Origin of the sequence: Burkholderia sp. Tr-20355 (assembly GCF_017104685.1) — a bacterium.
GTDB lineage: Bacteria > Pseudomonadota > Gammaproteobacteria > Burkholderiales > Burkholderiaceae > Burkholderia > Burkholderia seminalis.
In genome coordinates this window covers 60990-72124 of the sequence record NZ_JAAGPK010000027.1, presented here as the reverse complement: position 1 = coordinate 72124, position 11135 = coordinate 60990, and the positions used below count along the sequence as shown (strand labels likewise).

The following is an 11135-nucleotide window of genomic DNA, read 5'->3' as shown; positions in this document are numbered from 1 at the left end:
AGGTAGGATTGAGGAGGAGAAGACGGCAGAAGAGATGACGGTGCGAGAGGGGAGTGCGGACGGGTGGTGGTGCGAGCTGGCAAAGCTCGCCAGCGGGCTCGACGTAGGGAGGGCGGCGCGCGCGCAACGCGACAGCGCCCGCGCGGGCCCTGCCCGCCTGTGCGCGCGGATCGCGAGCCTCGGCTATGCGGTACCGGGCACCGTGCTCGCGATCGGCCTGCTGATTCCGTTCGCGGCAGCCGACCGGCTGTTCGGCACGGCGCTCGGCCGCGACGGGCTGCTGCTGATGGGTTCGGTCACCGCGCTCGTGATCGCCTATACGGTGCGCTTTCTGGCGATCCCGGCCGGCAGCATCGAGGCCGGTCTCGCACGCATTCCGCCGTCGCTCGAACAGGCGGCGCGCTCGCTCGGCGAGACGGCCGGCGGCACGCTGCGCCGCGTCCACCTGCCGCTGCTGCGGCCCGCGCTCACGACAAGCGCGCTGCTGGTGTTCGTCGACGCGATGAAGGAATTGCCGGCCACGCTGCTGCTGCGTCCGCTGAATTTCGACACGCTCGCGACCTGGCTGTATGCGGAAGCCGCACGCGGCACCTACGAAGAAGGCGCGGTCGCCGCGCTCGCGATCGTGCTGGCCGGGCTCGTGCCCGTGATCCTGCTCGCCCGCACCCGCCACAAGATCGGAGCCTGAACCCGTGAACCTGCTTGAACTCGATGACCTTTGCATCGCCTACGACACGCCGCACGGCCGCCGCACGGTGGTCGACGGGCTGAGCCTCGCGCTGCCGCGCGGCGACATCGGCTGCCTGCTCGGCGCGTCGGGCTGCGGCAAGACGACCGTGCTGCGCGCGATCGCCGGCTTCGAGCCCGTTCGCATGGGGCGCATCATGCTGGACGGCAGGCCCGTCGCGGCATCGTCGTTCGAGGTGCCGCCGGAGCGGCGGCGCATCGGCATGATGTTCCAGGACTATGCGCTGTTTCCGCACCTCAGCGCGGCCGACAACGTCGCCTTCGGTTTGCGGCGCATGCCGAAGATCGAACGGCGCCTGCGTGTCGCCGACATGCTCGAACTCGTCGGCCTCGCCGATTCCGGCGGCGCCTATCCGCACGAGTTGTCGGGCGGCCAGCAGCAACGCGTCGCGCTCGCCCGCGCGCTCGCGCCGTCCCCGGAGCTGCTGCTGCTCGACGAGCCATTCTCGAATCTCGACGTCGATACGCGCGAGCGGCTCGCGTTCGAGCTGCGCGACATCCTGAAACGCACGGGCCACACCGCGATCCTCGTCACGCACAACCAGGCCGAAGCGTTCGCGATCGCCGACCGGATCGGCGTGATGAAGGACGGCCGGCTCGCGCAATGGGACACGCCGTACGCGCTGCACCATCATCCAGCGAACGCATTCGTCGCGGATTTCGTGCGCCGCGACGCGCTCGCCGACGAACGCGCACGCGCACTGGCACGCGGCCGCTGACGCCGTGCCGCGGCCCCGTCGCGCGACACCGTCAGCCTCCGTGCCGCGTCCTTGACGCGCTACGCCGGCTCCGCGAGATCGCGCACGGGCAGCGCAGTCGAATACTTGATCTGCTCCATCGCGAACGACGAGCTGACGTCGAACAGCGGCACCGTGCGAATCAGTTGCTTGTAGACCCGATCGTAGTCGTCGATGCCGGCCACCACGACGCGCAGCAGGTAATCGGTCTCGCCGCTCATCCGGTAGACCTCGACCACTTCCGGCATGTCGCGCACGGCCTGCGTGAAACGCTGCGCCCATTCCTCGGTGTGCTGGTTCGTGCGGATCGCGACGAACACGGTCGTGCCGACGCCGAGCTTGCGCGGATCGCACAGCGCAACCTGCGCGCGAATCGCGCCGGTCTCCTTGAGCCGCTGCACGCGCTTCCAGCATGGCGTCTGCGACAGGTTCACGCGCTGCGCCAGTTCCGCGATCGGCAATGTGGCATCGGCCTGCAGCAGTTCCAGCAGCTTGCGATCGATGGCGTCCATTTCTCCAGTCCCTCGTAGATAGAAATTTATTCTATTCATCCTGCACAACGGGGAACAGTATGAAAACGGCTTCGCCGCGTCGACCGGTATAAATACCGATCCGCCACGTGCTCGCCACGCCAAACGAAACAGGCGACGCCGCCCGTGAGGATGGCATCGCCCGACCTTGTTACGCGCCGCGGCTTGTACGCCACGCCCCGGCCGGCGCTCACACGCCGCCGGTCGTCACGCCGCTCAATACGCGACCGTCGCGATCTCGCGCACGAAGCTGTCCTGCTCGAGCGCATCGACGAACGCGACCGCGTAGTCTTCCGCCGAGATCTTGCTATTGCCCTGCGCGTCCACGATCAGCTTGCCGGCGCCCGTGCGGAACGTGCCCGTGCGCTCGCCCGGCGCGATCAGCGCGGCCGGCGCCAGGAAGGTCCAGTCGAGATCGGTGACCGTCTTCAGGTAGTCGAACGCGTCGCGATGGGCCAGCGCGACCGCCTTGTACGCGTCAGGGAAACCTTCGCTGTCGACCAGCTGCTTGCCCGGCGCGACTTCGAGCGAACCGGCGCCGCCGACCACGACGAGCCGCTTCAGGCCGGCCTGGCGCGTGCCGGCGACCAGCGCCTGCGCGGCCCCGACGACCTTCGCCGCATCGTCCTGCTTCGGACCGTACGCGCTCGCGACCACGTCATGCCCCGGCAGCGCGGCCGCGATGCTGGCCGCGTCGAACAGGTCGGCCGCCTGCGCGGTGATCCCGTCGCCGGCCGTGCCCGGATGGCGCGACAGCGCGGTCACGCGGTGGCCGCGTCGTACGGCTTCCGCCGCGATGCGCGAGCCGATCATGCCGGTGGCGCCGAACAGCGCGATTTTCAACGAACGTTGCGTCATGACGATTCTCCAGTCAGAAAATATGTAACACAGTTAATTACAGATAAGATCGAAAAAAACGGGGCGAAGCCCCCGTTGCACCGGACACCCGCACCTGCGCGCCATCCGGCTTCCTGCCCTGCCTGCCGCCGGCTACCTGCCGGCTGCCGCCTGTTGCGTGCGCCGCTCGAGATCCAGCATGTCGGCCGTGACGTCGACGAGCGTGCGCGTGGCGAGCGATGCCTCCATCGCGCGCTGCGCATCGCCGATATAGCCGGTCAGCGCGACCTGGATGTGCCGCCCGACGAGGCACGCGGGATTCGGTGCCTCGCGATGCAGCGCGAACAGTTGCGCGTCGTCGACCGCGCGATACACGTCGAGCAGCGTGATCTCGCCGGGCTCGCGCGCCAGCAACGCGCCGCCGCCCGCGCCGAGCTGCGACGTGGTCAGCCCCGCGGCTGCCAGCATCGACAGCAACCGGCGAATCAGCGCCGGATTCGTATTCACGCTGCCCGCGATGATGTCCGACGACAGCGGCACCCCTTCCTGCATCGACAGCAAGGCGAGCACGTGGACGGCAAACGCGAACCGGCTGCTGGTATTCATTCCTCACTCACTCGGCGACACCGGCCCGAACCGCGACCGGCGACATATGTAATCATGATAATTACATTTCGTGGATCGTGCAAGCCCGCGTCATTCCCCGCTCGCGGGCTTGGCGCCCGACGCGTTCTGCTGGCTCCACTGCTGCAGCTTCTTGCCGGCTTCCGCGATCTTCGCACCGGCTTCGGAGGCCGCATGCGCGACGACCGCGGAAGCGGCCGCGTCGATCTGCGCCTGCGCGGCCGACGCGAGACCGCTCGCGGACAGCGGCGGCACGGCCGACGCCGCCGAAGCGATGCCGGCCTTCGCGGCGTTGATCTGCTGGTTGACGGTGCTCGCGACCTGGTCGAGCGCCTTGGCCGCGTTGTTCGCGGCATCGGCGGCCGCGCTGGCGGCCGTATCGGCTTGCGTGGCCGGCGCGCCGGACTTCTCGCAGCCCGCGAGCAACAGCAGCGCACCGGCGGCCACCGCCGCCAGTACGGACCCGGGCACGCGACGCGCCCGCGATGTCTTCATGTTCATCAGCAAATCTCCGGCCGTGCGTCGCACGGCCTTGTGGTTGGACCGGTGTCGATGATACCGCCTGTGGAACAGGCCAAATGACGACCAGCCATTAAAAATGCCTTTCAATTTCGGATTCGTCTGATTCAATCGCAGGCGCTACGCCACTAAAGTGGGCACGCCTCAATCCGCTTCGTACGTGTCCCTTTTTTCTTATGGCTTTTCTCGTCGACTGGTTCATCGTTCTGGCCACGCTGCTCGCCGCCACCCTGTTCCTGTGCCTGCGCGCGCCGTCGGCGCCCCGCCTGGCCGAATCCGGGCGCCCGCGCCGCGTCGCATCCGCGCGCCTGCTCACGCAGGCCGTGATCGGTTTCTGGACGGCCGCGCTGATCATCGCGGAAGGCATCCTCGGCGCCGACGGCGACGGCCAGTCGCTCGCCGGCTTCGCGGCCCTCGCGTTCGCCGCGCTCGGGCTGTCGACCGTCGCCGCCTACTGGTCGGCATGCGCGTGGCGGCTGCGCCGGCCGCCCACGCTGTTCGCCCGTCACTGACGCGCCAGATCGGTGCGCCACGGCGCACCACATCGCATCGCCTCGCCCGCCGCACGCACCAGTTCAGCACGCACCGCACCACGCACGTGCAAATCGTGCGGTCACCAATCGTCGTCGCCCGCTCCGTCACCCGTGCACGATTCACCGGAATGCCGCACCACGCGGTATCGAGGCACCAATTCCACGAAGCCGTTCACCAAGTTGGCTCGATATTTGCGTTCCTTGCCCGTTTTTTGCGCAAGGAAGCCACGGCATGGATGGTCTGAAATCCGGCGTCGATACACTGTTCCTGTTGATCGGCGCCGTCATGGTGCTCGCGATGCACGCGGGCTTCGCATTTCTCGAACTCGGCACGGTCCGCAAGAAGAATCAGGTCAACGCGCTCGTGAAGATCCTGGTCGACTTCTCGGTGTCGACGCTCGCGTATTTCTTCATCGGCTACACGATCGCATACGGTGTCGAGTTCTTCGACGACATCGGCACGCTGTCGCAGCACAGCGGCTACGCGCTCGTGCGCTTCTTCTTCCTGCTGACCTTCGCGGCGGCCATTCCCGCGATCGTGTCCGGCGGCATCGCCGAGCGCGCGAAGTTCAATCCGCAGCTCGTCGCGACGCTGATCATCGTCGGCTTCATCTATCCGTTCTTCGAAGGGATGGCGTGGAACGAGCGCTTCGGCGTGCAGGCGTGGCTCACGCAGGCGTTCGGTGCGCCGTTCCACGATTTCGCCGGCTCGGTCGTCGTGCATGCGTTCGGCGGCTGGGTCGCGCTGCCGGCCGTGCTGCTGCTCGGCGCGCGTCACGGCCGCTACGCGAAGGATGGCCGGATCGCCGCGCACCCGCCGTCGAACATCCCGTTCCTCGCGCTCGGCGCATGGGTGCTCGCGGTCGGCTGGTTCGGCTTCAACGTGATGAGCGCGCAGACGCTCGACAAGATCAGCGGCCTCGTCGCCGTGAACTCGCTGATGGCGATGGTCGGCGGCACGCTCGCCGCGTGGATGGCCGGCCGCAACGACCCGGGCTTCACGTACAACGGGCCGCTCGCGGGCCTCGTCGCCGTATGCGCGGGCTCCGACGTGATGCATCCGATCGGCGCGCTCGTCACGGGCGCGGCCGCCGGTGCGCTGTTCGTCGCGATGTTCACTTGCGTGCAGAACAAGTGGCGCATCGACGACGTGCTCGGCGTGTGGCCGCTGCACGGCATGTGCGGCGCGCTCGGCGGCCTCGCGGCGGGCGTGTTCGGCCTGCCTGCGCTTGGCGGCCTCGGCGGCGTGTCGTTCCTGTCGCAGCTCGTCGGCACGCTCGGCGGCATCGTGATCGCAAGCGCGGGCGGCACGCTCGTCTATGGCGCGCTGAAAGCGACCGTCGGGCTGCGCCTCGATCGCGAAGCCGAGTTCGACGGCGCCGACCTGTCGATCCATCGCATCACGGCAACGCCCGAGCGCGATTGATCCATCGAAGGACGCCAGGCACACCATTACGGTTTCAATTCAAAAAACTTTCATCTAGCGTCCTTACACTTCCGTCCAGTTTTCAATCAGCCTTCTCGAAGCTTGCCGACCGCCTGCTTCGCGAAGGCCATTCTTCCAACAACCGAAACTGGACTCCACATGCCCGCGTTGCCCAATGCTTCCCGTCGTCAGGCCCTGAAGATCCTCGCCGGCGCGCCGATGCTTCCCCTTTCCGGCCTCGCGCTGCCGGCCCTGCTGACGGGTTGCGGCGGCGACGATCCCGCGTCGACGCCGGCCCCGGTCGCCGCTGCCTATACGTCGGCGACGTTCTCGGCGATGGCCGCCCCCACGCTCGACAATGCGGCCGCGATGGCCACGACGACGGTCGGCTCGACGCTGTCGGTGTCGTTCTCGGACGGTTCGTCGCGCAACTTCAAGCTCGCGTACCGGCCGTTCTTCGTGACGGGCGACATGGTGCCGGACGGCAAGGGCGGCACGACGCTCGCGGGCGGCTACTACGACATCAACAACCAGCCGATCATCGATCGCTCGGTCGCCGGCAAGGAGCGCCAGTTCTATTCCGACTGCCCGGACGGCAGCTCGCTGCTGACGCTGAAGAACGCGAACGTGCCCGGCGTGAAGGGCAACACGGTGTTCGCGGTCGTGCAGTTCGAATACACGACGCGCGACCAGGCGAGCGCATCGCAGTACGGCCAGTTGCCGTCGCCGATCGCGGTGCTCTCGCTCGACCAGGATCCGGCCACCGGCGCGCTGAAGGTCGTGAAGTACCACAACGTCGACACGTCGAAGGCGCACGGGCTGTGGATCACCTGCGGCGCGAGCCTGTCGCCGTGGGGCACGCACCTGTCGAGCGAGGAATACGAGCCGGACGCGACGAAGGCTGCCACCGACGCGCAGTTCAAGGCGTTCAGCAAGAACACGTTCGGCGACGAGACGAAGGCGAACCCCTACCACTACGGCCACCTCCCCGAGATCACCGTGAACCCGGACGGCACGGGCAGCGTGAAGAAGCACTACTGCCTCGGCCGCATCTCGCACGAGCTGATCCAGGTGATGCCGGACCAGCGCACCGTGATGATGGGTGACGACGCCACCAACGGCGGCCTGTTCATGTTCGTCGCCGACAAGGCGGCCGACCTGTCGGCCGGCACGCTGTACGTCGCGAAATGGACGCAGACGTCGTCGGCCGGCGCCGGCACCGCGACGCTCACGTGGATCAGGATCGGCCACGCGACGAGCAGCGAGATCGAAGCGCTCGCGAACACGCTGAAGGCGTCGGACATCATGGACCTGGTGACCGCCGACCCGAACGACGCGAGCTACACGAAGATCCACTTCGGCGGCAAGTTCAACTGGATGCGCGTGAAGCCGGGGATGGAAAAGGCGGCCGCGTTCCTCGAGACGCACCGCTACGCGGCGCTGCTCGGCGGCAGCATGGGCTTCACCAAGCTCGAAGGCACGACCGTGAACGCGAAGGACAAGATCGTCTATACGGCGATGTCGCGGATCGAAACGTCGATGGTCAAGGGCAATGCGGTGTCGCGCGACGTCGCGGTCGACAAGAAGATCGCCGCGGGCGCCGTCTACGCGCTGAACCTGAAGGCCGGCCAGCGCGACACGACGGGCGGCGCGATCGACAGCGAATGGGTGCCGGTCGACATGGGCGCGCCGGCCGCGCTCGTCGGCGAGGATCTCGCCGCGGCCGACGGGCTCGGCAACCTCGCGAACCCGGACAAGATCGCGAACCCGGACAACCTGAAGTTCTCCGAAAAGCTGCGCACGCTGTTCATCGGCGAAGACTCGGGCATGCACGTGAACAACTTCCTGTGGGCGTACAACGTCGACACGAAGTCGCTCTCGCGCGTGCTGTCGTGCCCGGCCGGCGCGGAGTCGACGGGCCTGCACGCGGTCGACGAGATCAACGGCTGGACCTACATCATGAGCAACTTCCAGCACGCGGGCGACTGGGAATCGCCGCTGCACGACAAGGTCAAGCCGACGCTCGATCCGCTCGTGCGCGCGAACTTCAAGGACCGCTTCGGCGCCAGCGTCGGCTACCTGACGGCCGAGCAGACCGGCATCAAGCTCGCGAAGGCCTGACCGGGTCACACGAGGGGGGCTCGCTGGCCAGGCGTCCCTAACCGGGACTCCCCTTCTTCATCACCGTTCATTCGTCGGCGCTCCACGCCGTTTTGTGCGCGATGCCCAGTGCGGGCATCGCGCTTTTTTTTTGCGCGTGCGAATCGTGTGCATGGCGTGCGCCAGCGCGCGCCGAACGGGCTCGGACGGGCGTTTCCAGCGATCGGGGGATAATACGGGCCTGACGTGCCCGGGCGGACAGTCAAAATGACGGGCAAAAAAAAGCGCCACGGAGACCGTGGCGCTAAAAAAGTTCTAGCCATTCCGAGGGCCGTGCTAGAACCTGAGAGACTGCGCGAAACATCGTTGCCGGTTAAACTCTTGAAACGATGTTTCGAAAACGTGAGACATTCTTTCCGTTTCCGCCCGACAAGTCAAGCGGTATTTGCACCGGTTCATGCACTTTCTGGCAACGCTCATTTGAGCGTTTTCCTAATAAACCAAGGGTGAACCCGTAAAATTTCATCCAATGACCGGTTCGCCCGCGGAACATGCATCCTTTGACAATAGTCCTACAATACCAACAAAATTGAAATCGAGTTTCGGAATTAGAGAGAATCCCTCGTGTCGACAACTGTAACCTCTCCCGCGTCGCGGGACCGTGAATCGTCGCCCGACGAGATCACCGCCCTCGCCCGCGGCCTCGCCGTGCTGCGCCGCATCGCGGCTGCCGACGCCCCCGTCAGCAACCGCGAACTGACCGAATTGACCGGCATCCCGAAGCCGACCGTCTCGCGCATCACCGCGACGCTCGTCAGCGCCGGCTTCCTGTTCCAGTTGCCCGACAGCGAGCGCTTCGTGCTCACCGCGTCGGTGCTCGAGCTGAGCCACGGCTTCCTGCGCAACTTCGACATCCGCGCGCGCTCGCGGCCGTTCATGATCGAGCTGGCCGAACGCACGTCGCTGTCCGTGCACCTCGCGGTGCGCGACCGGCTCGACATGGTCGCGATCGACGTGATCCGGCCGCGCTCGGCCGTGCTCGTCACGCGCCTCGAAATCGGCTCGCGGATGGACATCGCGCGCACGGCGGTCGGCCGCGCGTATCTCGCCGCGCTCGAGGACGACGAGCGCCGCCTGCTGCTCGAGTCGCTGCGCACCACGGCGGGCGACGACTGGCCGCACGTGTCGGCGCGCCTGACCCCCGCGCTCGACGACGCGATGCGCGACGGCCACGCGATCGCGATCGGCGAATGGCGCGAAGGCCTGAATGCCGTCGCGGCCGGTTTCGTCGGCCCGTCGGGCCAGCGCTATTCGGTGAATTGCGGCGGCGCGTCGCACCAGTGTCCGCCCGAATGGCTGCAGGAACATGTCGTGCCCGCGCTGCAGGAGTGCATCGCGAAAATCACCCGCGAGATCGGCGGCGCGCCGGCCCGGCGCGTCGGCGTGTAATCGTTCCGTCACCGTTCCGTCGCGTTCTGTAACGACCGTAACCCGTTGAAAGATAGACGACTGGACTGTAACGGGGACGGGACGTAGGATCATGCCCATCGTCGCGCCGCACTCTCGGCGCGCACCGCTCTTTTCCCCGCGCGGGTCGACGGGGGCCCCGGACCGAGCCGGGCCGCCCCGTCCCGTCACCCGCTCGCCCACGCGCAGCCCAGCAGTCCGATTTCCGGCACGCCGCGCCGTCTTCCTGACAGATCACGATGGATAACGAACAAAAGCCCACGCCCCCTTCGAAAGACCCTGCGTCCCCCGCCGCGCGCCGCCCGCGCCGCACGCTGATGATCGGAACGCTCGCGGTCGTCGTCATCGGCGGCCTGCTGTGGTGGCATCCGTGGAACCGCACGCCGGCGGCCGGCAGCGCGGCACAAACCGCGGGCGCAAGCGCCGGCGGCGGCGCAGGCGGCCATCGCGGCCGCGGCGGCCCCGCTGCAATGGCGAACGTTCCGCAGCCCGTGCAGGTCGCGACCGCGACGCAAGGCGAGATGCCGATCGTGCTGTCCGCGCTCGGCACCGTCACGCCGCTCGCGAACGTGACGGTCAAGACGCAACTGTCGGGCTACCTGCAGTCGGTGTCGTTCCAGGAAGGCCAGATCGTCAAGAAGGGCGACGTGCTCGCGCAGGTCGACCCGCGCCCGTACCAGGTGGCGCTCGAGAACGCCGAAGGCACGTTCGCACGCGACTCGGCGCTGCTCGCGACGGCGCGCCTCGACCTGAAGCGCTACCAGACGCTGCTGTCGCAGGATTCGATCGCGTCGCAAACCGTCGATACGCAGGCGTCGCTCGTCAAGCAGTACGAAGGCGCGGTGAAGACCGACCAGGCCGCGATCGATTCCGCGAAGCTGAACCTCACGTATGCGCGCATCACGGCGCCGGTATCGGGCCGCGTCGGCCTGCGCCAGGTCGACCCGGGCAACTACGTGACGCCGGGCGACACCAACGGCATCGTCGTGATCACGCAGCTGCAGCCGATGAGCGTGATCTTCACGACGTCGGAAGACAACCTGCCGCAGATCCTCAAGCAGGTGAACGCGGGCCAGAAACTGTCGGTCACCGCCTACAACCGCAACAACACGGTGCCGCTCGAGACGGGGTCGCTCGCCACGCTCGACAACCAGATCGACACGAGCACCGGCACGGTCAAGCTGCGCGCGAACTTCGATAACAAGGAAGGCATGCTGTTCCCGAATCAGTTCGTGAACACGCGGCTGCTCGTCGACGTGCTGCGCAACGCGACGATCGTGCCGACGTCCGCGGTGCTGACGGGTTCGATCGGCCAGTTCGTCTACGTCGTGAAGCCCGACAACACGGTAACCGTGCGCAAGGTCACGATCGGCCCGGTCGACGGCGAACGCACGAGCATCGTCAGCGGCGTCGCGCTCGGCGAGCGCGTGGTGACCGACGGCTCCGACCGCCTGCGCGAAGGCTCGAAGATCTCGATTCCGGCCGACAAGCCGAAAGGCGCGTCGGGCACGCGCGGCGCCGGCGCGGCGTCGGGTGCCTCGGCTGCGTCGGGCGCCGCCGGCCATCACGGCGGACACAAGCACGGTGCGTCGCAGGCAGCGGCCCAATAACGCGC

At 67.4% G+C, this 11135-nt stretch carries 11 protein-coding genes; 7 read left to right on the top strand and 4 right to left on the bottom strand.

Translation table 11 applies throughout. The annotated features are described in order from the left end of the window. A partial coding sequence (locus G3N62_RS10090) for an ABC transporter permease subunit (protein WP_241013051.1) occupies positions 1-688 on the top strand: 688 nt, incomplete at its 5' end. A gap of 4 nt (positions 689-692) precedes the next feature. Continuing rightward, complete coding sequence (locus G3N62_RS10085) at positions 693-1466, top strand: ABC transporter ATP-binding protein (RefSeq protein WP_124670439.1); 774 nt, start codon at positions 693-695, stop codon at positions 1464-1466. Positions 1467-1525: 59 nt separating this feature from the next. Here the strand turns inward: G3N62_RS10085 and G3N62_RS10080 are convergent, their stop codons facing one another. The 4 genes from G3N62_RS10080 to G3N62_RS10065 form a co-directional block, all read right to left on the bottom strand. Next, complete coding sequence (locus tag G3N62_RS10080) at positions 1526-1996, bottom strand: Lrp/AsnC family transcriptional regulator (RefSeq protein WP_006484401.1); 471 nt, start codon at positions 1994-1996, stop codon at positions 1526-1528. A 234-nt stretch (positions 1997-2230) separates the two neighbouring features. After that, complete coding sequence (locus G3N62_RS10075) at positions 2231-2872, bottom strand: NAD(P)H-binding protein (protein WP_059560637.1); 642 nt, start codon at positions 2870-2872, stop codon at positions 2231-2233. A gap of 132 nt (positions 2873-3004) precedes the next feature. After that, positions 3005-3457 carry an Rrf2 family transcriptional regulator gene (locus G3N62_RS10070; protein ID WP_034186570.1) on the bottom strand — a complete coding sequence of 151 codons (453 nt, stop codon included), beginning with the start codon at positions 3455-3457 and terminating at the stop codon, positions 3005-3007. A 90-nt stretch (positions 3458-3547) separates the two neighbouring features. Then, positions 3548-3976, bottom strand: coding sequence for a hypothetical protein (locus G3N62_RS10065; RefSeq protein ID WP_034186569.1), 429 nt, complete (start codon positions 3974-3976; stop codon positions 3548-3550). Between the two features lie 194 nt (positions 3977-4170). Here G3N62_RS10065 and G3N62_RS10060 point away from each other — a divergent pair, with 194 nt between their 5' ends. From G3N62_RS10060 to G3N62_RS10040, 5 genes are all read left to right on the top strand, one after another. Further along, on the top strand, positions 4171-4506 hold the full coding sequence (locus G3N62_RS10060; protein ID WP_069705392.1) for a hypothetical protein: 336 nt from the start codon (positions 4171-4173) through the stop codon (positions 4504-4506). Positions 4507-4759: 253 nt separating this feature from the next. After that, on the top strand, positions 4760-5953 hold the full coding sequence (locus tag G3N62_RS10055; RefSeq protein WP_124670440.1) for an ammonium transporter: 1194 nt from the start codon (positions 4760-4762) through the stop codon (positions 5951-5953). A gap of 159 nt (positions 5954-6112) precedes the next feature. Further along, a complete protein-coding gene (locus G3N62_RS10050) occupies positions 6113-8074 on the top strand; it encodes an alkaline phosphatase PhoX (protein ID WP_059560645.1) in 1962 nt (653 codons plus the stop codon). Positions 8075-8677: 603 nt separating this feature from the next. Then, positions 8678-9502, top strand: a complete 825-nt coding sequence (locus tag G3N62_RS10045; protein WP_034186565.1) for an IclR family transcriptional regulator — start codon at positions 8678-8680, stop codon at positions 9500-9502. A gap of 257 nt (positions 9503-9759) precedes the next feature. Further along, positions 9760-11130 carry an MdtA/MuxA family multidrug efflux RND transporter periplasmic adaptor subunit gene (locus tag G3N62_RS10040; RefSeq protein ID WP_034186564.1) on the top strand — a complete coding sequence of 457 codons (1371 nt, stop codon included), beginning with the start codon at positions 9760-9762 and terminating at the stop codon, positions 11128-11130. The last annotated feature ends 5 nt before the right edge of the window (positions 11131-11135 follow it).

Excerpts from the sequence above, each read along its gene's own strand:
- G3N62_RS10040 (WP_034186564.1), top strand. The coding sequence starts at position 9,760 with ATGGATAACGAACAAAAGCCCACGCCCCCTTCGAAAGACCCTGCGTCC.
- G3N62_RS10050 (WP_059560645.1), top strand. The coding sequence starts at position 6,113 with ATGCCCGCGTTGCCCAATGCTTCCCGTCGTCAGGCCCTGAAGATCCTC.
- G3N62_RS10075 (WP_059560637.1), bottom strand. The coding sequence starts at position 2,872 with ATGACGCAACGTTCGTTGAAAATCGCGCTGTTCGGCGCCACCGGCATG.
- G3N62_RS10070 (WP_034186570.1), bottom strand. The coding sequence starts at position 3,457 with ATGAATACCAGCAGCCGGTTCGCGTTTGCCGTCCACGTGCTCGCCTTG.
- G3N62_RS10055 (WP_124670440.1), top strand. The coding sequence starts at position 4,760 with ATGGATGGTCTGAAATCCGGCGTCGATACACTGTTCCTGTTGATCGGC.
- G3N62_RS10060 (WP_069705392.1), top strand. The coding sequence starts at position 4,171 with ATGGCTTTTCTCGTCGACTGGTTCATCGTTCTGGCCACGCTGCTCGCC.
- G3N62_RS10080 (WP_006484401.1), bottom strand. The coding sequence starts at position 1,996 with ATGGACGCCATCGATCGCAAGCTGCTGGAACTGCTGCAGGCCGATGCC.
- G3N62_RS10065 (WP_034186569.1), bottom strand. The coding sequence starts at position 3,976 with ATGAACATGAAGACATCGCGGGCGCGTCGCGTGCCCGGGTCCGTACTG.